Source organism: Spongiibacter nanhainus (assembly GCF_016132545.1).
GTDB classification, from domain to species: Bacteria; Pseudomonadota; Gammaproteobacteria; order Pseudomonadales; family Spongiibacteraceae; genus Spongiibacter; species Spongiibacter nanhainus.
This window is the reverse complement of sequence record NZ_CP066167.1, coordinates 789688-809937: the sequence shown is the minus strand read 5'-3', so window position 1 is coordinate 809937 and position 20250 is coordinate 789688. Positions and strand designations below refer to the sequence as shown.

Annotated in this window: 21 protein-coding genes; 12 read left to right on the top strand and 9 right to left on the bottom strand. The window is 58.1% G+C overall.

All coding sequences use genetic code 11. The features are described 5' to 3' along the window. Positions 1–13 precede the first annotated feature (13 nt). From aroB to I6N98_RS03650, 7 genes are all read right to left on the bottom strand, one after another. Entirely contained in the window at positions 14–1099 is a 1086-nt protein-coding gene (gene aroB / locus I6N98_RS03680; RefSeq protein ID WP_198570455.1) for a 3-dehydroquinate synthase, read from the bottom strand. 179 nt (positions 1100–1278) lie between these two features. Continuing rightward, positions 1279–1809, bottom strand: a complete 531-nt coding sequence (aroK, locus tag I6N98_RS03675; RefSeq protein WP_198570454.1) for a shikimate kinase AroK — start codon at positions 1807–1809, stop codon at positions 1279–1281. Beyond that, on the bottom strand, positions 1809–3992 hold the full coding sequence (locus tag I6N98_RS03670) for a type IV pilus secretin PilQ (RefSeq protein ID WP_198570453.1): 2184 nt from the start codon (positions 3990–3992) through the stop codon (positions 1809–1811). Before I6N98_RS03670 ends, aroK begins: the two co-directional genes overlap by 1 nt. A gap of 23 nt (positions 3993–4015) precedes the next feature. Beyond that, entirely contained in the window at positions 4016–4552 is a 537-nt protein-coding gene (locus tag I6N98_RS03665) for a pilus assembly protein PilP (protein WP_198570452.1), read from the bottom strand. Further along, entirely contained in the window at positions 4549–5166 is a 618-nt protein-coding gene (locus I6N98_RS03660; protein WP_198570451.1) for a type IV pilus inner membrane component PilO, read from the bottom strand. The genes I6N98_RS03665 and I6N98_RS03660 overlap by 4 nt, the downstream gene beginning before the upstream one ends. 9 nt (positions 5167–5175) lie before the next feature. Further along, positions 5176–5742, bottom strand: coding sequence for a PilN domain-containing protein (locus tag I6N98_RS03655; RefSeq protein ID WP_198570450.1), 567 nt, complete (start codon positions 5740–5742; stop codon positions 5176–5178). Next, the gene (locus tag I6N98_RS03650; RefSeq protein WP_273475543.1) at positions 5742–6809 is read right to left on the bottom strand and encodes a pilus assembly protein PilM; all 1068 of its coding nucleotides are present in this window, start codon (positions 6807–6809) and stop codon (positions 5742–5744) included. Before I6N98_RS03650 ends, I6N98_RS03655 begins: the two co-directional genes overlap by 1 nt. Positions 6810–6989: 180 nt before the next feature. On the opposite strand from I6N98_RS03650, the gene I6N98_RS03645 reads away from it, so the two are divergent. Then, complete coding sequence (locus I6N98_RS03645) at positions 6990–9437, top strand: penicillin-binding protein 1A (RefSeq protein ID WP_198570449.1); 2448 nt, start codon at positions 6990–6992, stop codon at positions 9435–9437. 40 nt (positions 9438–9477) lie between these two features. Here I6N98_RS03645 and radA read toward each other — a convergent pair whose 3' ends face one another. After that, positions 9478–10842, bottom strand: coding sequence for a DNA repair protein RadA (gene radA / locus I6N98_RS03640; RefSeq protein WP_198570448.1), 1365 nt, complete (start codon positions 10840–10842; stop codon positions 9478–9480). 89 nt (positions 10843–10931) lie between these two features. On the opposite strand from radA, the gene I6N98_RS03635 reads away from it, so the two are divergent. The 10 genes from I6N98_RS03635 (at position 10932) to tatC (ending at position 18245) form a co-directional block, all read left to right on the top strand. Then, positions 10932–12119 carry a DnaT-like ssDNA-binding domain-containing protein gene (locus I6N98_RS03635; RefSeq protein WP_232787452.1) on the top strand — a complete coding sequence of 396 codons (1188 nt, stop codon included), beginning with the start codon at positions 10932–10934 and terminating at the stop codon, positions 12117–12119. Beyond that, the gene (locus I6N98_RS03630) at positions 12028–12699 is read left to right on the top strand and encodes a replication protein P (protein ID WP_232787451.1); all 672 of its coding nucleotides are present in this window, start codon (positions 12028–12030) and stop codon (positions 12697–12699) included. The genes I6N98_RS03635 and I6N98_RS03630 overlap by 92 nt, the downstream gene beginning before the upstream one ends. A 64-nt stretch (positions 12700–12763) precedes the next feature. Further along, on the top strand, positions 12764–13513 hold the full coding sequence (gene ubiE, locus I6N98_RS03625; protein ID WP_198570446.1) for a bifunctional demethylmenaquinone methyltransferase/2-methoxy-6-polyprenyl-1,4-benzoquinol methylase UbiE: 750 nt from the start codon (positions 12764–12766) through the stop codon (positions 13511–13513). Between the two features lie 8 nt (positions 13514–13521). Further along, entirely contained in the window at positions 13522–14145 is a 624-nt protein-coding gene (locus I6N98_RS03620; RefSeq protein ID WP_198570445.1) for a ubiquinone biosynthesis accessory factor UbiJ, read from the top strand. A gap of 15 nt (positions 14146–14160) precedes the next feature. Next, positions 14161–15795 carry a ubiquinone biosynthesis regulatory protein kinase UbiB gene (gene ubiB, locus I6N98_RS03615; protein ID WP_198570444.1) on the top strand — a complete coding sequence of 545 codons (1635 nt, stop codon included), beginning with the start codon at positions 14161–14163 and terminating at the stop codon, positions 15793–15795. A gap of 100 nt (positions 15796–15895) precedes the next feature. After that, positions 15896–16351 carry a phosphoribosyl-AMP cyclohydrolase gene (hisI, locus tag I6N98_RS03610; protein ID WP_198570443.1) on the top strand — a complete coding sequence of 152 codons (456 nt, stop codon included), beginning with the start codon at positions 15896–15898 and terminating at the stop codon, positions 16349–16351. Beyond that, on the top strand, positions 16348–16683 hold the full coding sequence (locus tag I6N98_RS03605) for a phosphoribosyl-ATP diphosphatase (protein WP_198570442.1): 336 nt from the start codon (positions 16348–16350) through the stop codon (positions 16681–16683). Before hisI ends, I6N98_RS03605 begins: the two co-directional genes overlap by 4 nt. Positions 16684–16731: 48 nt before the next feature. Next, positions 16732–16980 (top strand): Sec-independent protein translocase subunit TatA, encoded by a 249-nt coding sequence (tatA, locus tag I6N98_RS03600; RefSeq protein ID WP_198570441.1) that lies wholly within the window; start codon positions 16732–16734, stop codon positions 16978–16980. A 3-nt stretch (positions 16981–16983) separates the two neighbouring features. Continuing rightward, positions 16984–17487 (top strand): Sec-independent protein translocase protein TatB, encoded by a 504-nt coding sequence (tatB, locus tag I6N98_RS03595; RefSeq protein ID WP_198570440.1) that lies wholly within the window; start codon positions 16984–16986, stop codon positions 17485–17487. After that, positions 17484–18245 (top strand): twin-arginine translocase subunit TatC, encoded by a 762-nt coding sequence (tatC, locus tag I6N98_RS03590; protein WP_198570439.1) that lies wholly within the window; start codon positions 17484–17486, stop codon positions 18243–18245. Before tatB ends, tatC begins: the two co-directional genes overlap by 4 nt. A 69-nt stretch (positions 18246–18314) precedes the next feature. Here the strand turns inward: tatC and I6N98_RS03585 are convergent, their stop codons facing one another. Next, the gene (locus I6N98_RS03585) at positions 18315–18650 is read right to left on the bottom strand and encodes a DUF1820 family protein (RefSeq protein ID WP_198570438.1); all 336 of its coding nucleotides are present in this window, start codon (positions 18648–18650) and stop codon (positions 18315–18317) included. 177 nt (positions 18651–18827) lie between these two features. On the opposite strand from I6N98_RS03585, the gene miaB reads away from it, so the two are divergent. After that, positions 18828–20165: a tRNA (N6-isopentenyl adenosine(37)-C2)-methylthiotransferase MiaB gene (gene miaB, locus I6N98_RS03580; protein WP_198570437.1), complete on the top strand. Its 1338-nt coding sequence runs from the start codon at positions 18828–18830 to the stop codon at positions 20163–20165. Positions 20166–20250 lie beyond the last annotated feature (85 nt).

Genomic DNA, 20250 nt, shown 5'->3' with positions numbered 1-20250 from the left:
CCTACTGGGGGAATCAGCCTTTGATGCCCGCCTCTCGCAGGGTAGCCACAATAGCTTCAACAGGCGCCTCACTGCTTACAACAGCCTCTCCGAGCCCCTGTAGCAGTACCAAGCGCAACTGCCCCTCTACAACCTTTTTATCCCGCCCCATGAGCAGCAAGAACTGGTCCACATCCATGCTGTCCGGTGGCGCCACTGGCAGCTCGGCACGCTCTAATAACCGCCGCCCCCGGGCCTCGATATCACTATCGATCCAGCCCAAACGCCGGGACAAATTCAGCGCCAACACCATGCCCGCAGCCACCGCCTCACCGTGAAGCCAGGTGCCGTAGCCCTCGGCGGTTTCAATCGCATGACCAAAAGTATGGCCGAGATTGAGAATGGCCCGTCGCCCCCCTTCGCGCTCATCCTCGGCAACGACCTGAGCCTTATTCACACAGCTTCGGTATACCGCTTCGGTGAGCGCCGCTTCCTCCCTGGCCAGCAGCGCATCCAGATTATCTTCCAGCCATTCAAAAAATGGCGCATCGGAGATCAACCCATATTTTACCACCTCTGCCAGGCCCGCAGCGTACTCCCTGGCCGGCAGGGTATCCAGTAGGGCCAGGTCCGCCACCACGCATTTGGGCTGATGGAAAGCACCGATCATATTCTTGCCCAGCGGATGATTCACGCCGGTTTTACCGCCCACAGAGGAATCCACCATCGACAGCAGCGTAGTGGGCATCTGGATAAAATCCACGCCGCGCTGGTAACTGGCAGCGGCGAAGCCACACATATCTCCAACGACACCGCCACCCAGGGCCAGCAGCGTCGTGCCACGACCGTGGCCGGCTTCCAGCAACGCATCGTATATACCACTCAGCGTGGCGAGGGTTTTATAGGATTCGCCATCGGGGAGTATGGCCCGGCACACCGACTTATCGCTCAAACCTGCCAGCACGGACTCCAGGTAAAGCGGCGCGATGGTCTCATTACTGACCACGCAGACTTGCTGCCCCGGTATATGCCCAGCCCACAGCTCGGGCTGCCTAATCAAGCCCCGACCGATATAAATAGGGTAGCTGCGATCGCCGAGATCGACGTCGAGTCGTTTCATAATCTTTCCACGCAGAGTGTCATTGCAAATACAGGGTTATTTCAGATACCGGTTTATTTCGGATACCAGGCCAATCCAAATACGGATATTACTAGACGATTATACCAGACCCCACGGCAAGCCAGCCTGAGGCGGCAGCTGGACAAAAAACAGGGAAAGAAGGAGCGAGGGTGGGGCTTCTAGCCGTCCAGGTCACTGCGTTGCAGCCACTGGGCGAGCTCCAGGGCCACCGCCTTGGGGCTGCGATGATCGGTCTCCACCGTGTAATCGGCGACTTCCCGGTAAAGCGGATCGCGCTCTGCCATCAGGCGGCGCAGCGTTTCCTCTGGGTCACCCTGCTGCAGCAGTGGGCGCTTGCGGTCCTTGGCGGTGCGGCGCAATTGCTCGTCAACCGAGGTTCGCAGATAAATCACCGTGCCAGTGGCCACCATCAGTTTGCGATTTTCATCCTGCTGCACTGCTCCACCACCGGTGGAAATTACGCAGTCGCGGTCTTCGCTGAGATCCCGCAGCATGCTGGTCTCCCTGGCCCGGAAGCCCGACTCCCCTTCCATATCAAAAATCCAGGGGATGTCCACGCCGCTGCGTGCCTCAATTTCCCGATCGACATCGTAAAACCCGGAACGCAGCGCGTCGGCCAACAGTTTTCCAATGGTACTTTTGCCCGCCCCCATGGGGCCAACCAAATATATCGCTCCAGCCTTGCGCATCAATCAACCAAACTGTCTGCCAAGATACGCGGCGTGATGAAGATCAGGGTTTCCTGCTTCTCACGAGTCACCGATGTGGATTTAAACAAGCGCCCCAAGAAGGGAATATCACCTAAAAACGGCACTTTAGTTTCCGTCTGTAAGTCGAACTGGTCGTAGACACCGCCCAGCACCACAGTTTCGCCATTGCTGACCAGAATTCGTGTTTGCAGCTCGGTGGTATCAATGGTGGGCACCTGACCACCCAGCCCAGTCGCAATCACCAGCTCGCCGACGGTGTCCTGATTAATCACCAGATCCATAATAATGCGATCGTCAGGGGTGATAATTGGAGTAACATCCAGCTTTAACACCGCCTCCTTGAAGGCAATGGTAGTTTCACCGCTGGCAGAGGACTCAGGGTAGGGGATCTCTGTACCGGATTTGATAATCGCCGGCTCCTTGTCGCCAGTGACCACTCTCGGCTGGGAAACAATTTCACCCCGGCCTTTGGACTCCAGTGCTGACAGCTCCAAATTCAGCAGTACATCCGGGCTGATAAAGCCCACCGCGAAGGAACCCGCTGCGCCGGGTACTCCCAGATCTGTCACCAGCCCCGGAACCGCCGAATAATTGGGAGAGCCAGCTTGCAGTGCACTGAGGAAGTTATTTTGAGTGGCCTGGTCGCTTTCCAGGTCGCCATTGGCGGTATAAATTTCATCCCCGTTTTGCTCGACATAGGCACCGCCCCAACGCACCCCTAATGCGCGATCGAAATCCGAGGTCGCACGCACAATGCGGGCCTCTATCTGCACTTGGCGCACTGGTACGTCGATCAGCGACACCAAGCGGCGGAACTCTTCCAAGCGCTCTGCGGTTTCGGTGATCAACAAAGAGTTTGTGCGCTCATCAACGATGACCGTACCACGGGGAGACAAAATACTGCCGGTAGAGTTTTCATCATTACCATTATTACCGCCCCGACCACCGGGCTTGAACAACTTAAACAGCTCAGCGGCGTCGGCGTAACGAATGCGGATAAACTCGGTCTGCAGTGGCGCAAGTTCTTCGACCTGTTTCTGCGCTTCGATTTGCTGGCGCTCCCGCTCGGCAATCTCTGCAGCCGGGGCTACCATCAGTACATTACCGATCTGACGCTTGTCCAAGCCCTTGGTTTTGAGCACTAAATCCAGTGCCTGATCCCAGGGAACATTTTGCAGCCGCAAGGTGATATTGCCTTTGACGGTATCACTGGCCACCAAATTGAGCTCAGTAAAATCGGCAATCAACTGTAACACCGACCGCACTTCAATATCCTGGAAGTTCAGCGACAACTTGTCGCCGACATAGGCAAATTCTTTGCGTCGCTGCTCCAGTTCTTGTTCGGTTAAAGGCTTCACACTGACCACGTACTCATTGTCAGTTTGGTAGGCCAGGTAGTCGTACTCACCCCGGGCTTCCATGCTTAGCTTGGCGCCCTTTTCACCCATTCTGGCATCGATCATCTTAACCGGCGTAGCAAAGTCGCCGACGTCAAAACGGCGACGCAGGTTTTCCGGCAGGTCGACGCCCGCCATATCAATGCGAATATTGGCCCCTTCGACAAACACGTTAATGTCGGCCTTGTCATCTGCCAGACTGACCACCAGGCGACCCTCGCCTTCATCACCACGGCGAAAATCCAGGTCGGTAATACGATTGCCGCCAGCTTTCTTGGGTGCGTCCGAGATCGATAGAACTGGATTGTTGTACTTTTCCTTCAGGTAGGCCTGGCTGCCGCCCGAACCCACTGCAACCACTAATTCGTCGCCCTCGACCCGGGTCTCGTAGGGAGCCAGTTTGATCAGGTTAAACACGATGCGGGTCCGGCCATTGCCCTCCAGCACCACGGCGCTGCTTGCATTGTCGTAGGCCAGGGGAAACTTCTTCTGAGATAAACCGCTCTCGGTACCCGCCAGATCCAGCGCGATACGGGCCGGTTTTTCTATGGTGTAGCCTTTGACATCCGGCGCAGCGCCCTCAAAGCGGAAACGCGCTTCGAAACTGCCATTTTGCAGCGCGTTAAACTCTACCCCGGTCAAACTTGTCGCCGACGCCGATAGCGCCGTACCCAGGAGCACCAAGGCACCCAGCAGGCGGCCGCCCCAGCCTGTTGCCCGGTTCTTACAGCGCCACGATCTATTCGTGAGGTTTCCAGTATTCATTTAGCTCTCCGCTCTCCGAATTCTCAGGGCCTGCCTGTGCTCAATTCCAGGGTTCGGGGTCGTTCGACCCAGCCGTCACCGCCAGTGGAGACGATCTCCACCACCGATAGATAATTTTCGCCGATTTCCAAGATCCTGCCGTGGTTGCGCCCAAGGTAGTTAGCACGCCGAACCCGGTGTACACCACCCTCTGGATCTTTAATCAAAGCCCACAGCACGCCATCCAGCTCCAAGGTGCCCACCATTCTGAGCGCGTCAAAGGAATACTGCTCCAGGAACTCTCGCTCCCGGTTCGTATCGGGCTTCACAGAGGCCGACGCCTCCAGTCGGGCAATTTCTTTCACATCCACCGGCTTACTAAAAGGACTGCGCATGCCGGACGCGCTGTAGGTGAACGCGCGGTAGGCTTTTAACGCCGGCACCGGAGGAATTTGGCCAGTGGGCGCTTCTCGTTTTTCCTTTAAAAAGGCGTCGATATCTTGGTATTGAGAACCACCACTGCAGGCCGCCACAGTAAGGCAAACCGCCGCCAGGGAAACGAATCGGACAGTATGATTCACGATCCCTCCTGAAGGTCTTTGTAGCGATAGGTTTTAGCCGTAATCGACATTCTCTGCTTGGTCAGCTGATCATTGGACTTAATGTTATAGTCGTGCAAGGTCACAATCCTTGGCAGGCCGGCGATGCCACTCACAAACGCGGCGAGGTCGTGATAGGTGCCGCTGACCTCTATAGCAATGGGCAACTCGACATAAAACTCCCGCACCTGCTCTTTTTGCAGTTTTATGCTTTGGATATCCAAGCCATTTGAAACGGCTTTTTCGGTCATATCCTCCAGCAGCCCCGGCACCTCGGTATCCGCCGGCAACTGACTGAGCAGGATGCCAAAAGACGCCTCCATTTCCTTCATCTGCTTTTTGAGGGGCTCCAATTTGGCAGCGCGAAAGGCCTTGTTCTCAAATTCTTTTTTCAGCTTGAGCTCTTTGGCTTCTGCCGCGGCCAGCTCTACACGAAGGTCGGCAATGAAATAGAAATAGCCGCCTACCACACAGAGCACAAACACCAGCACCCACACCGCCGCCCGAACCAGGACTGGCCAGGCACCGATGTTTTCCAAATCTAGGTCGGCGAAATCAAACTGCCGAACTTCATCAATCCATTCTTGGAACGCCACTGCGCACCCCTACTTTTTCTTGTCCTGATCAGGCTTAGGCGCACTGATCTTAAAAGAAAGCCGGAAGGAACTGGCCTGCTCACCGTAACGGCTGGCCGCACTAACCGCCGTCAAATTCGGGTCGTCAAACCACGGCGACCCGTCTAACTTCCGCATCAAACTCGAGACGCGGTTATTGGACTCAGCAATCCCTTCAACATTGATGTTGTTGCCACGGCGCACCACAGAGGTGAAAAACAGCCCGTCGGGCAGTGTCCGTACCATTTCGTCGAAGACCCGCACAATCAAAGGCCGAGTGCCTTGCAGGTCCTGGATAATGTTCATGCGGTCAATGAGCTGCTGCCGCCGCTTTTCCAGGTCGCTGATTTCCCGCACTTCGCGATTGAGCTTGTCGATATGGGTTTGAATGTAGCGGTTGCGGCCCTCCTGGTCGCTGATCGCCGAATTCATGACAGTGACACCCAGCAACACAAGCAGGGCACCCAACACAGCCACCCCACCCAAAACGACCAGGAACTGCTGCTTAATCAGCTGGCGGCGCTCTTCGCGCCAAGGCAGTAAGTTAATGGTTGCCATTAGTCGAAGCTCCTTAGAGCCAGGCCGCAGGCAATCAGCATTGCGGGGGCATCATTACTGAGTTTGACGGCGTCTACCGACGGCGCCAGCGACATAGATGCAAAGGGGTTGGCCACCACCGTATTGACCTCCAGACGCTCGGCAACGGTGTCCGCCAAACCCGACATCGCCGCCACCCCTCCAGCCAGCAAAATAGCGTCTACCGCGCTGTACTGGCTTGCGGAAAAAAAGAATTGCAGAGAGCGAGATACCTGCTGAATAACCGCCTCTTTGAACGGAGCTAACACTTCGCTGTCATAGTCGTCGGAAAGTCCGCCCTGCTTTTTGGCCAGGCCTGCTTCTTCGGCACTCAAGCCATAGCGGCGCTGGATCTCCTCGGTGAGCTGGCGACCGCCAAACAACTGATCCCGGGTGTAGACCGTTTCGTTATTCACCACCACACTCAGCGAGGTCATACTGGCGCCGATATCGATGATCGCCACCACCGTGTTCTCGTCATAACCCATTTGCTGGGCGATCAGCTCGTAGCTGCGCTCCACGGCATAGGCCTCGACATCCATGACTTTCGGCTCGAGGCCACCGATCTCCAGGGCCTCGACCCGGGAGTCGACATTGTCGCGGCGGCAAGCCACCAACAGCACATCACATTGATCCGGGCTATCCGGGGACTCCCCCATCACTTCAAAATCCAGCGCTACCTCGTCCAGGGGGTAGGGAATGTACTGATCTGCTTCCAGAGAGATCTGCGTCTCCATGGCATCTTCATTCATATCGGCGGGCATTCTTAAAACTTTGGTGATAACCGCCGACCCCGGCACAGCCGCCGCCGCTCGAGTAAGTTTGGAGCGCGACCGCGCCACTACAGCCTTGACCACTTCGCCAACGGCCTCGACGTCAGTGATGTTTTTTTCCACCACGGACTGCGGCGGCAACGACATCACTGCGTAGCTTTCCACGCGGTAATTGTCGCCACTGCGGCTCAGCTCCAGCAGCTTCACCGCGCTGGAGCTAATGTCCACACCGAGCACAGCGCGGGATTTCTGGCTGCCGATCAGGGCATCTAGCACGTTATTTTTCCTATTCAGACCGTGGACTTAGGACGTTCTTTTATACACAAGATTAAATACCAGTGTATAGCAATCCGCAAATAGTTATGCAAAAAACACCGGGATATGGCACCGGTTTTCGGTATCCTAGGCACCCATATCGTTGATATCGGCATTTGTTTTGTACCATACAGGGTCTCTATGTCACGCACGGCGTCCACTTTACGCATTCTTGTATCCCTTATCCTGCTATCCGGCTGTGGCGCCGTCATGGTGTTTGCCGGGGCCTTTCTCTACATTGCCCCGACCCTTCCCCCAGTAGAAACACTGCGGGACGTTCAGCTACAGACCCCACTGCGCATCTACAGCCGGGACGGCCAACTGCTGGGCGAATTCGGCGAGAAGCGGCGCAGTCCGGTCAGCATCCAGGAGGTGCCGCAAACCTTTGTCGACGCCTTTCTGGCAGCGGAGGATGACCACTTCTTTCAGCACCGCGGGGTGGATATCTCCGGCCTGCTGAGAGCGGCGTCCCAGCTCATCACCAGCGGCAGTATTCAAACCGGTGGTTCCACCATTACCATGCAAGTGGCAAAAAACTATTTCCTCAGCCAAGAGCGCACCTTCACCCGCAAATTCACCGAAATCTTCCTGGCCATCGAAATCGAGCGCGCGCTAAGCAAAGGCGATATCCTCGAGCTCTACCTCAACAAGATTTTCCTTGGCAACCACGCCTATGGTATTGAAGCGGCAGCACAAATCTATTACGGAAAACCCATAAGGGAATTACATTTATCGCAAATGGCAATGATTGCCGGATTGCCCAAGGCGCCGTCTGCCTACAACCCTGTAGCCGACCCTGAAAGGGCGAAAGTTCGCCGCAATTGGATACTCCGGCGGATGCATCACTTAGGCTATATCACTCAGGCCGAAATGGAGGAGGCCCAACAGCAGCCGATATCCGCCAAAGCCCACCCCAGCAAACTCGACCTGGATGCAGCCTACGTGGCAGAGATGGTGCGCCTGGAAATGCTGCAACGCTTTGGCCGCAGCGCCTACGAGGACGGCTACACCGTTATCACCACCGTCGACAGCAAGCTTCAGCGCGCGGCCCAAACCGCCGTGTTGGATGGAGTGATCGAATACGACAGCCGTCACGGCTACCGCGGACCGGAAGCCCAGTGGCAACTCCCCGAGATTCTGGATGACGACCAGCGCCAGGCGCTGGCAAAAAAGCTTGAGGATATTGGCCGAGTCGGACCCTGGCACCCGGCATTGGTGCTGACAGTAGAAGAAAAAAGCTTCACCGCACTCCTGGCTACCGGGCAACAGACGCAGCTGGAGTGGGAACAGGGCCTTAAAGGGACCGTCCGTTACATCAGCGAAGATCGCTTTACCCACCCCGCAGAAAACGCTGGAGAACTGGTCAGCCCCGGCGATGTGGTGCGTTTGCGCATCAGCGACGGCGACACCCGGCAATGGCTTTTCTCCCAGGTTCCGGATATTCAGGCGGCCCTTGTCTCTCTTGAGGCCGACAGCGGCGCGCTGCTGAGCTTGGTCGGCGGCTACGACTACCAGAGCAGCTCCTTTAACCGCGCCACCCAGGCTAAACGCCAGCCCGGCTCCAACTTTAAGCCGTTTATTTACACCGCCGCCATGGACAACGGCTTCACTCCGGCGAGCATCATTAACGACGCTCCCATTGTTTTTGACGACGATTCTCTGGGGGGAACGTGGCGCCCTAGCAACGACAGCGGTACCTTTAATGGACCGATGCGGCTGCGCAAGGCCCTCTATCTATCCCGCAACCTGGTATCTATTCGGCTGCTCCGGGAGCTGGGTATTGGTACCGCCATTGACTACATAGGCCGGTTTGGCTTTAACACCGAGAATCTGCCCCGGGACTTGTCACTGGCACTGGGCAGTCACTCCCTGACACCCCTGGAGATCGTCACCGGCTACGCCGTATTTGCCAACGGCGGCTTCAAAGTTTCCCCTTACTTGATCGAGCGCATCATCGACGCCAATGGCGACACTGTATTCCGCGCCGACCCGGTTACCGCTTGCCGCGCCTGTGAGCAACAGGACGACGAACCCGCCCTCCCCACCAAAGAGGCTGAATCACTGGAAGACATGCTGGCCACTGAGGGTCTGCAGGCTCGGCGCGCTAAACGGGTCATTGGCGCCGACGTGGTGTTTTTAATGGACAGCATTCTGCGGGATGTCATCAAACGGGGTACCGGACGCCGCGCCCTGGTGTTGGAGCGCGACGATGCGGCAGGTAAAACGGGTACCACCAACGGACCGGTGGATGCCTGGTTCTCGGGCTACAGCGGCGGCGTAGTGACCTCCACCTGGGCGGGCTTTGACCAAAACCAGAAGCTAGGACGCCGGGAATACGGTGGCTCCGTGGCCCTGCCAATGTGGATTGATTATATGCGGGTAGCCACCCAAAACCGCCCCGAGCGGCACTTTGAACAGCCCGACAATATCGTCACCGTGCGCATCGACCCTGACAGCGGGCAGCTGGCCGGACCCGGCCAGGCCAACGCTATTTTTGAGTACTTCCGCAACGACAACGCCCCAACGGAGAGCTACTCACAACCCGGCGGCGGTTACGAAGACTTCTCCGACCCGGTAGAAATCTTCTAGGGCCTGTTCACACTAATTGCTTAGCGCCTGCTGGTGGCGCTTATATCGCCTCCAGCGCCTCTGCCAGGGAATTGACGGCCACCACCTCCATACCGGCATCGCCCCGGGGGGCGTTGCCTTTGGGCACGATGGCCCGACGAAAACCGTGCTTGCGGGCCTCCTGCAATCGCTCCTGCCCGCTGGGGACAGGCCTGATCTCGCCGGACAGCCCCACCTCGCCAAACACCACCAACTCTTCGGGCAGGGCCTGATCGCGAAAGCTGGACACGATGGCGAACAGCAGCGCCAAATCGGCCCCGGTTTCCAATACCTTCACGCCCCCGACCACATTCACAAATACGTCCTGATCGCCCAATTGCAGGCCGCCGTGGCGGTGCAGCACTGCCAATAGCATCGCCAAGCGGTTCTGTTCCAGCCCCACTGCCACCCGCCGTGGATTGCCATAGCCGGAGTCGTCCACTAGGGCTTGAATCTCCACCAGCAGCGGTCGAGTCCCCTCCCAGACCACCATTACCGCACTGCCCGCGGCTACCTGCTCGCCGCGATTGAGGAAAATCGCCGAGGGGTTTTTCACTTCTTTGAGACCCTGCTCGGTCATGGCAAAGACGCCCAGCTCATTGACCGCGCCAAAACGATTCTTGTGGCCGCGGAGGGTGCGATAACGGCTGTCGCTATCGCCCTCGATCATCATCGAACAATCGATGATGTGCTCCAGCACCTTGGGGCCCGCTAGGCTGCCATCTTTAGTGACATGGCCCACCATAATCAGCACGGTACCGCTCTGCTTGGCGAAGCGGGTCAGCGCCGCGGCGCATTCCCGAACCTGAGACACACTGCCCGGCGCCGAGCTCACCTGCTCGCTGTGCAGCACCTGGATCGAGTCCACTACCAATACCCGGGGCGCGTGACGGGCCGCCTGAGTAAGGATATGTTCCAGACTGGTCTCCGAGTAGAGTTGCAGATCGTCCGCCACCAGGCCCAGCCGCTGGGCCCGCATTGCCACCTGCTGGAGGGATTCTTCGCCAGTGACGTATAAACAGCCCTGGCTTGCCGCCAACCGGCACAGCACTTGTAGCAGCAAGGTACTTTTACCCGCTCCCGGGTGGCCACCCAGCAGCACCGCCGAACCGGGGACCAGGCCGCCCCCCAGCACCCGATCAAACTCCTCAAAGCCACTGCTGATACGGGGCAGGTGTTCGGTTTTTACACTGGACAGGCTTTGCACATCGCCGCCAGCGGCACCGGCATAGCCTGCCTTGGCTTGCACAGCACCACCCGGCCGCGCCGGCCCCAATTTGATTTCCGCCAGCGTATTCCAGGCACCACAGTCCTGACACTGCCCCTGCCACTTGCTGTGGTCAGAACCACAGTCGCTGCACACATACGCGATTTTGTTTTTTGCCATACCGTCTCTACTGCCTAATTACCGCTAATGTCGTCACCACAAATGTCGTCGCAACATAGGGCTGACAGGGCTCGCGACGACACCTTACAATGCCGACTTATCACATCGTGTTCAGGTTGTTTATGCCCGATCCCCTTTTGGAACGCCCCCTGCTGGTTTCTCCAACGCTCGCCGCCACCCTCGGCCTGGAGGCGGCTCTACTATACCAGCTACTCAGTGACTGGCTGCCTCTACTGGACAGCCATCACCGCGACGGGCTCAACTGGCAGGTGATCGACAAATCGCGCCTGGAAACCCAACTGCCGTTCTGGGATCGCTCGCAAATCGAATCGACGCTGCGAACTCTGGCAGATCAGGGCCTGATAGTGCTCGGTGGCGCACTGCTGGACAACGCCCAGAATATCCGCCTGGCGCTTCGCCGCGCCGACGATCACTCCTCCGCGTCGTCGCAGCAGCCCACGCCAACATCCGCCAGTCAAGGCACAGTCTCTAAAGGGCCGACAACTCGCCCGCCCCGCAGCCCAGTCCCCGGCCAGCAAATGATTCCCGCCGACTGGCGGCCCGACAGCGCTGCGGTGGACTACCTGACCCGCTTTAATGGTATTGAACCCAGCTTTATCGAGGCGTCATTATCAGAGTTTATCGCCCACTACCGGGAGACTGGCGAGGCCCGCAGCTCCTGGAGCAGTACCTTTTCACAATATGTCAGCCGACGCTGGAAACGCCATCAATACCAGCAAGTTGAACAGGCCAAGCAGCAGAGCCTCGCCTCCAGCTGGCGGCCCAGCGCCGACGCCTTGGAAATTCTGCTTCGCGACGGTGTGACTCAGCATTTTATCGAGGACGCCATTCCCGAATTCATTCTCTACTGGCAGGAACGGGGTACCGTCGATAACAACTGGAACTCCCGCTTTATCCAACATATTCGATTGCAGTGGGCGCGCTATCGCAATACCGTAGGCGAAGAGCAGGAATTCACGCCTATGCGGGCCGACTGGCAACCCAGCGAGGCGGTATTTGATATTCTGCGCATGGCTTGCATCGACGCCGATTTTGCTCGTGCGCAGATTCCCGAATTCATTCTGTATTGGCGGGACAGCGGCCAGGCACAGCGCTCTTGGAATACAAAGTTTCTACAACATGTAAAATACCGGTGGGCCCACAGCCACCAAATGGGAAGCGGCAATGCGCGACAGCAACACGCTACTGGACCAGGCCAACAAGCAACTGGCTTCATCGAAAAACACACCGACCGCAGCTGGGCAGAAGGCCTCTGAACAGCCTCTGCCCGACCGCGAAGCGGTGGTCGATGCCATCAACCAGATGTTTGCCGAATTTGAGCTGGTCTACCACAACCAGTACAACAAAGCCTTTCCCACCGAGGAAAAGCTCGGTTACGCCAAAAAACTCTGGTTTAGCAACCTTTGCCATATCCCTCCCCAGCGCATTACCAGCGCCTGCCACCGGGCTATCCGCGAGTCCGAGTTTTTGCCCACTATCAAAGGCATACTGAAATTCTGTGAGCCGGACGACCGGGAGCTGGGCCTGCCCGACAGCCACAGTGCGTATCTGGAAGCCTGCCGCGCGCCCAGCCCCAAAGCCGAATACCACTGGTCCCACCCCGCCGTTTACCACGCCGGCCGGGATAGCGACTGGTTTTTTCTAGCCAGCACCGCGGAGCAGCAGGCCTACCCGGTATTCCGGCGCAATTACGAGCAACTCTGTGAACGGGTTCGCCGGGGCGAAACTCTCCCCCCTCCGGAAGCCCCTGCACTGCCCAAAGCCGCTGCCAAGCCACTGAGCCCCGAACAACAAAAGGAGCGCATGCGGGAAATGCGCCGCAAGCTCAACATCTAGCAGTTCTCGCACGCCTCCCCTGCAGCCGCTACAATAACGACCCTTCACTTTCGGGACCCACAGCATGAGCGACGATAAAACCACCCACTTTGGCTATCGCAATGTCGACAGCAAGGAAAAAGCCGGACTGGTCGCCGGGGTATTCCACTCTGTGGCCGGCAAGTACGACCTGATGAACGACCTGATGTCCGGCGGCGTTCACCGTCTGTGGAAGCGTTTCACCATTGAGTTGTCGGGCGTGCGCCGGGGTAACCGGGTACTGGATATCGCCGGTGGCACCGGCGACCTGGCGGCCAAATTCAGTCGCCTGGTAGGCCCCGAGGGGCAGGTCATACTGGCCGACATCAACAGCTCCATGCTGGAAGTGGGCCGGGAAAAGCTCACCGACCACGGCGTGGTGGGCAACATCGAATACGTCCAGGCCGACGCCGAGTGCCTGCCCTTTCCAGACAATCACTTTGACTGCATCACAATTGCTTTTGGTCTGCGCAACGTCACCGACAAAGACAAAGCGCTGGCGTCGATGCTGCGCGTTCTTAAACCCGGTGGCCGATTATTGATTCTGGAGTTTTCCAAGCCGGTAAACCCGGTAGTGGAAAAGCTCTACGATCGTTATTCCTTCGACATATTGCCCCGAATGGGCCAACTGGTAGCCAATGATGCTGACAGCTATCGCTACCTGGCGGAGAGCATTCGCATGCACCCCGACCAGGACACCCTGAAGGGCATGATGGAGGGCGTCGGTTTCGCCGAAGTGCGCTATCACAACCTTACCGCCGGCGTGGTGGCCGTGCACCGGGGTATCAAGCCGTGATTCCCCCCATGCTTCGGGGGACTGCCATCGCCGGATTGGAGCAGGCCATCAACCGGGCGCTGCAGCTGGATCCCGCTTGTGGTCGTCAATTGCAGCAACTGGATGGCCGCCGCTTTGCCCTCTCCCTCCAGCAACCCGACCTTTTTATCGGCATTGCCATTCGCGGCGAGCAAATTGGCTTGATCGAATCTGACCAAGGGGACTTCACCACCCGTTTGAGCGGCCGCTGGAGCGAGTTCGCCCGCATTGCCTCCGCCGACGATCCCGCCGCAGCGCTGATTAATGGCGACGTTCAAGTCACCGGCGATACCGGCCCACTGCTGGAGCTGCGAGGCATTCTGGCCAGCTTGGAGCTGGATTGGGAACAGCCGCTGTCCCGGGCCTTTGGCGATGTTGCCGGGCACCAGATCGGCAAAGGCTTGCGAGCCGGTCACCGCTGGCTGCTGGGCAGCGGTCGCAACCTGCAGCGCCAGGCCCGGGACTTTTTGTTGGAAGAGAGCCGCCTGCTGCCCCACCCCTATCAGGCCGAGCATTTTTACCGGGAGGTGGACGACCTCAAGGCCCGCAGCGAACGACTGGAAGCGAGATTGCGCCGCCTGGCCCAACGCATTCATCCACCACAACACCAATAACCGGGACTCACCAACATGGGGCTGCGCCGCCTACTCGCCATCGTCTGGATTTTCTGCCGCTACCGCCTGGATACGCTAATACCGACAAACTCTCTTCCCCTGCGGGCCAGACTTCTCCTGGCACTGGGACCCTGGCGGCTGATGCCCACCCCCAAAGAGAGTCGCGGCGCCCGCCTGCGCCTAGCACTGGAATCCCTCGGTTCGATCTTTATCAAATTTGGCCAGATTCTCTCCACCCGGCGGGACCTTTTGCCCGCGGATATATCTGCAGAATTGGCCTACCTACAGGACCGGGTTCCACCGTTTTCCAGCGAACTCGCCGTGTCAGTAATAGAGAAAGCCCTGGGCCGTCCGGTGGGGGAGCTATTCGCCAGCTTTGACAACCAGGCACTGGCCTCGGCCTCCATCGCCCAGGTTCACGCCGCCACCCTGCCCGACGGCAAACAGGTTGTCGTGAAGGTAGTCCGTCCCGGCATCGAAAAAGTGATCGAGCAGGATCTGCGCCTGCTCACCACCTTGGCCCGACTGGTGCAGCGCCTGTTTCCCGATGGCCGTCGCCTGCGCCCCGTGGAAGTGGTGGAGGACTATCGTCTGACCATCTACGACGAGCTGGACCTGCAGCGGGAAGGGGCCAACACCTCCCAGCTTCGCCGCAACTTTACCCACTCTGAAATTCTTTACGTCCCCGACGTTTACTGGGACTACACCCGCCGCAATGTGCTGGTTATGGAGCGCATCCACGGCATCCCGGTCACCGACGTGGACACCCTGAAAGCCCAGGGTACCGATATGAAAAAGCTCGCCGAGCGGGGTGTGGAGATTTTTTTCACCCAGGTCTTCCGGGACAGCTTTTTTCACGCCGACATGCACCCCGGCAATATCTTTGTGGCCGAGGGCCGCCCCCAGTCGCCCCAGTACATCGCTATCGACTGCGCCATTATCGGCAGCCTCAGCGACTTCGACCAGTACTACCTGGCCCGCAACCTCCTCGCCATCTTCCAGCGCAATTACCGGGAAGTGGCCGAACTGCATGTGGAGTGCGGCTGGGTCCCCCCGGAAACCCGGGTCCACGAATTTGAAGCGGCCATCCGCAGTGTCAGCGAGCCCATCTTCGAAAAACCCCTGTCGGAAATTTCCTTCGGCCAGCTTTTGGTCTACCTGTTTCAAACCGCCCGCCGCTTCGATATGGAAGTGCAGCCTTCCTTGGTGCTGCTACAAAAAACCCTGCTCAATATCGAGGGCCTGGGTCGTCAACTCTATCCCCAACTCGATCTCTGGGCCACGGCGATGCCATTTCTGGAGCAGTGGGTTAAAGATCGCTATGCGCCCCAGTCGCTACTGCGGCGCATGAGTCACCGCCTGCCGGGCTGGTTAGAGCAGCTACCCCACTTGCCCGACACGCTGCTGGAGCAGCGCCCCGGGCACAGTGGCGAGCGCACCCACCGGGAGCTGGAACAACGCTTGGCCCTGGTAGAGCAGGCGGCGGAGCGCCGCGACCGGCGGGCGCGCAACCAGCGCGCGGCAATACTGGCCCTGCTGGGCGCGGCGCTGCTATCCGATCCGGGCATCCGCGAGGGCTTGGCAGAACTCCCCCCTGCCAGCATTCTGCTGGCTGTTGTCGCAGTGTATTTCTTTATTAGGCAACGCTGAGGTAAAGTAGCCCCCCTGGCAGCCCCAGCTGGAATGCAAGCCACCGCACCAGCGCCAAGATAATGACCGAATGATTTGGCTGTCATACAAAGGTAAGAATATGACCGCACACTCCACATCCGCCGACTGGCTTGATGAGGTCACCTGGAACGAGGATGGCCTAGTGGCCGCTATTGCTCAGGATGCCAGCAGTGGCAGGGTGTTGATGATGGCGTGGATGAACCGGGAATCGCTCCAGCTCACTGTTGCAGAAGGCCGGGCCGTCTATTGGTCGCGCTCCCGCAAGGCGCTGTGGCGCAAGGGCGAGAGCTCCGGCAACGTACAGCAACTGCGGGATATTGCTCTGGATTGCGACGGCGACACCGTGCTGCTACAGGTCCAGCAAATTGGCGGCATTGCCTGCCATACAGGACGGGAAAGCTGTTTTTACCGAGGCCTGGACGACGGTCACTGGCACAGCCGCGAGGCGGTGATCAAGGACCCCACCGCGCTGTATGGTGACACAGCGGAGTCCGGCAATCACGGCAGCACCAGCGACAAAGGAAACACGCAATGAGCCAGAGTATTCTCGATCAGTTGAGCGACGTGCTGGAATCCCGCAAAGGTGCCTCACCGGAGTCCTCCTATGTGGCCAGCTTGTACCATAAGGGACTGAACAAGATACTGGAAAAAGTCGGCGAAGAGGCGGTAGAAACTGTACTCGCGGCCAAGGATGCCGAGCGCGCCGAAGACAAATCGGCGCTGATTGGCGAAACCGCTGATCTGTGGTTTCACAGCCTGGTGATGCTGGCGCACCTGGATTGTGATCACAGGGATGTACTGAACGAATTGGCGCAGCGTTTTGGCCTGTCGGGGCTCGACGAAAAGGCCGCTCGACAGCAACAATAACGCTGCTAACAATACTGATTAAACAATATATGAGTAGAGGTAATCGTCATGGGTTTGGGCGGCATTAGTATCTGGCAACTGCTGATTATTCTGGCCATTGTGGTCCTGCTGTTTGGCACTAAAAAGCTGAAAAACATCGGCACCGACTTAGGCGGCGCCGTGAAGGGCTTTAAAGACAGCATGGGCAAGGACGAAGAGGAAGGCACCCCTGAAGAGCAGGAAAACGCCAACCTTGAAAAGAAACAGGCAGAGAGCAGCACCGAAGCCGGCAGCGAACAGAAAACCGAGAGCAAGTAAGCCATGTTCGATATCGGCTTTGCCGAGCTGCTGATGATCGCCGTGCTGGGCCTGTTGATCCTGGGCCCAGAGCGCTTACCCAAGGCTATTCGCACCGTATCCCTGTGGCTGGGTCGGCTGCGCCGAAGCTTTAACGATATCCGCCAGGATATCGAGCGGGAGGTCGGTGCCGACGAGATCCGCCAGCAGCTCCACAATGAGTCCATCATGGCGTCGCTGCAGGAAGGCAAGGACAAGCTCGATCGCGACCTGCGCAAATCCCAGCAAAAGCTGAAATCCATGGAACGGGACTTTGAGCGGGAGATTACCGGCGAGTCGGCCCCGGCAACGGAAGCAGATATCACGCCTGACGACGCCCTCGACACTGCTCAATCTGAGCAAAGCCAGCCGGAGCGGGCCGAGAGTTCCGATCTGACCGACGACAGCGAAAACCGTATCCAACCGCCCGCCAGCGACGACAGCGCGCCGGCAACGGATAAAAAGAGCGACAACGACAAACCCCAATGACAAGTGCCGATCAAGACAACGGGCAACCGCTTGTCGCCCACCTGACCGAACTCCGCGACCGACTACTGCGCTGCGTACTGGCCATCCTGGTCTGCGCGCTGGCGCTGATGCCCTTCTCGGGAGAAATCTACAGCTTCGTGGCCAAACCGCTGCGCCAGTATCTACCCGAAGGCAGCAGCATGATTGCCACCGAGGTGGCATCAACGTTTTTGACGCCCTTTAAACTGGTACTGGTCGCGGCCTTCTGTTTGGCCATCCCGGTGATTTTGCATCAGGCCTGGCGCTTTATTGCGCCGGGTATGTATCGCCATGAGCAGCGCCTGGCAGGTCCGCTGCTGCTATCCAGCGTGGTGTTGTTCTACGCGGGACTCGCCTTTGCCTACTATGTAGTCTTCCCCTTGGTGTTCGGCTTTTTCAGTGGCATCACCCCCGAAGGGGTCGCCTACACCCCGGACATCGCCCGCTTTTTGGATACCGCCCTCAAGCTCTTTCTCGCCTTTGGTATCGCCTTTGAAATCCCCATCGCCACGGTGCTACTGATTAGCGCCGGGGTGATCAGTGCCCACGATCTGGCGGGTAAGCGAGCCTACGTTATCGTCACCTGCTTTGTATTTGGCATGCTGCTAACACCGCCGGATGTGATCTCCCAGATGCTCCTGGCACTGCCGATGTGGCTACTGTTTGAGGTGGGAATACTATTCGGCCGCCTGGTGGACAAGCAGCGGGCAGAACGAGAACAGCAGGAAGAGAGCGAATAGCGTTAATCGTCCGGGGCCTAAACAATCGGCCCCACCGGTATCGCTACGCAGGAGCAATATCCGCCCGCGTCAGTCTTTGTCGGGGCTTGGCCGGCCACTGGCCATGGGAAAGGCGCGAATATTATTGCCGGCCTCGCCATCGAGAATTTTACCGGCGCCTTCTTTCTCCACTTCATCGATGCGCACCAGGGAGTGCATGGGAATATAGCTGCGCACCACACCGGCAAACTCGTTTTTAAGCTTCTCTTCACTGGGATCCACCACCAATTGGCCCTGATCCCCAAAGACGAACTCTTCGACTTCGATGAAGCCGTACATATCGCTTTGAAAGATGGCTCGGGCGTACAACTCGTACACCTTGTTGTTGTTATAAAAAATAACCTTGTAAATCGGTGACTTAGGCATTTTCCACGGTCTGCTTCGAAGCTTGCGCCCAAACAGCGGAACACTGGCCGGCGCCGGAGCGGATTGAAATTGGGCGCGGATGATACCACAAATCGCCGGAAACACGCCGAATTATTGGGCATAGCGCCGACACATCGCTATAATACCGGCCCATTTTATTCCGGGCCCAGGACGCGAATGAGCGAACAGCGCAAAAAGCTCTACATTAAAACCCACGGCTGCCAGATGAACGAATACGACTCCGCCCGTATTCGCGATTTGCTGGGGGTAAGTCACGACCTGGAACCCACCGACAACCCCGACGAAGCCGACGTATTGCTCCTCAATACCTGCTCGATACGGGAAAAGGCCCAGGAGAAGGTCTTCCATCAACTGGGCCGCTGGAAACACCTCAAGGACAAAAACCCCAATCTGCTGATCGGCGTCGGCGGCTGTGTGGCCAGCCAGGAAGGCGCGGATATCGGCGCCCGGGCGCCCTATGTGGACATGATTTTTGGCCCTCAAACCCTGCACCGGGTCCCCGACATGATCAATGCCAAGCGCATTGACGGCCCGGCGGTCGTGGACGTCACCTTCCCCGAGATCGAGAAGTTCGACAGCCTGCCAGAGCCCAGCGTGGACGGCCCCAGCGCGTTTGTCTCCATCATGGAAGGTTGCAGCAAGTACTGCACGTTTTGCGTGGTGCCCTACACCCGCGGCGAGGAAGTCAGCCGCCCCTTTGACGATGTGATTGCCGAAATCGCCCAACTAGCGGAAAAAGGGGTGCGGGAAGTGAACCTGCTGGGCCAGAACGTCAACGCCTACCGGGGCGAGAATGTCGATGGCGACATCATCGACTTTGCCGAATTACTGGCCTTTGTGGCCCAGGTGCCCGGCATTGAGCGCATCCGCTACACCACCTCCCACCCGGTGGAGTTCAGCGATGCCCTGATCGAGGCCTACCGGGATATTCCCCAACTGGTAGATCACCTGCACCTGCCGGTGCAAAGTGGCAGCGACCGCATTCTCAGCGCCATGAAGCGGGGTCATACCCAGGCCGAATACCGGGAAAAAATCGCCAAGCTGCGGGCCATTCGCCCCAATATCAGCTTGTCCTCTGACTTTATCATCGGCTTTCCCGGTGAAACCGAAGAGGATTTTAACGACACCATGGCGCTGATCGCCGATATCGGCTTCGACCACTCATTCAGCTTTGTTTACAGTGCCCGTCCCGGCACTCCGGCAGCCCAGCTGGACGATGACACTCCAGAGAGCGTCAAGAAGGAGCGCCTGCAACGCCTGCAGCACCGTATTAATCAGCACGCCCAGCAGATCAGCCGGCAAATGGTGGGAAGCCGCCAGCGGGTGCTGATCACCGGTGTTTCCAAAAAAGACCCCGGGGCCTTGCAGGGCCGCACCGAGAACAACCGGGTGGTCAACTTTGCTTGCACAGACCGCAAGCTGATCGGCGAATTTGCCGACGTTGCCATTACCGAGGCGCTGCCCAATTCACTGCGCGGCGAGCTGATCCATTGAAGGCTCTCCCCTTATCAGCGCCAAGCCATCGACGTATTGTTTTGTTTAATCACCTGGCAAACGACCTCTAAACGGTCGGCGGAGA

Excerpts from the sequence above, each read along its gene's own strand:
- aroB (WP_198570455.1), bottom strand. The coding sequence starts at position 1,099 with ATGAAACGACTCGACGTCGATCTCGGCGATCGCAGCTACCCTATTTAT.
- aroK (WP_198570454.1), bottom strand. The coding sequence starts at position 1,809 with ATGCGCAAGGCTGGAGCGATATATTTGGTTGGCCCCATGGGGGCGGGC.
- I6N98_RS03670 (WP_198570453.1), bottom strand. The coding sequence starts at position 3,992 with ATGAATACTGGAAACCTCACGAATAGATCGTGGCGCTGTAAGAACCGG.
- I6N98_RS03655 (WP_198570450.1), bottom strand. The coding sequence starts at position 5,742 with ATGGCAACCATTAACTTACTGCCTTGGCGCGAAGAGCGCCGCCAGCTG.
- I6N98_RS03645 (WP_198570449.1), top strand. The coding sequence starts at position 6,990 with ATGTCACGCACGGCGTCCACTTTACGCATTCTTGTATCCCTTATCCTG.
- radA (WP_198570448.1), bottom strand. The coding sequence starts at position 10,842 with ATGGCAAAAAACAAAATCGCGTATGTGTGCAGCGACTGTGGTTCTGAC.
- I6N98_RS03635 (WP_232787452.1), top strand. The coding sequence starts at position 10,932 with ATGCCGACTTATCACATCGTGTTCAGGTTGTTTATGCCCGATCCCCTT.
- I6N98_RS03630 (WP_232787451.1), top strand. The coding sequence starts at position 12,028 with ATGCGCGACAGCAACACGCTACTGGACCAGGCCAACAAGCAACTGGCT.
- ubiE (WP_198570446.1), top strand. The coding sequence starts at position 12,764 with ATGAGCGACGATAAAACCACCCACTTTGGCTATCGCAATGTCGACAGC.
- I6N98_RS03620 (WP_198570445.1), top strand. The coding sequence starts at position 13,522 with ATGCTTCGGGGGACTGCCATCGCCGGATTGGAGCAGGCCATCAACCGG.
- ubiB (WP_198570444.1), top strand. The coding sequence starts at position 14,161 with ATGGGGCTGCGCCGCCTACTCGCCATCGTCTGGATTTTCTGCCGCTAC.
- hisI (WP_198570443.1), top strand. The coding sequence starts at position 15,896 with ATGACCGCACACTCCACATCCGCCGACTGGCTTGATGAGGTCACCTGG.
- I6N98_RS03605 (WP_198570442.1), top strand. The coding sequence starts at position 16,348 with ATGAGCCAGAGTATTCTCGATCAGTTGAGCGACGTGCTGGAATCCCGC.
- tatA (WP_198570441.1), top strand. The coding sequence starts at position 16,732 with ATGGGTTTGGGCGGCATTAGTATCTGGCAACTGCTGATTATTCTGGCC.
- tatB (WP_198570440.1), top strand. The coding sequence starts at position 16,984 with ATGTTCGATATCGGCTTTGCCGAGCTGCTGATGATCGCCGTGCTGGGC.
- tatC (WP_198570439.1), top strand. The coding sequence starts at position 17,484 with ATGACAAGTGCCGATCAAGACAACGGGCAACCGCTTGTCGCCCACCTG.
- I6N98_RS03585 (WP_198570438.1), bottom strand. The coding sequence starts at position 18,650 with ATGCCTAAGTCACCGATTTACAAGGTTATTTTTTATAACAACAACAAG.
- miaB (WP_198570437.1), top strand. The coding sequence starts at position 18,828 with ATGAGCGAACAGCGCAAAAAGCTCTACATTAAAACCCACGGCTGCCAG.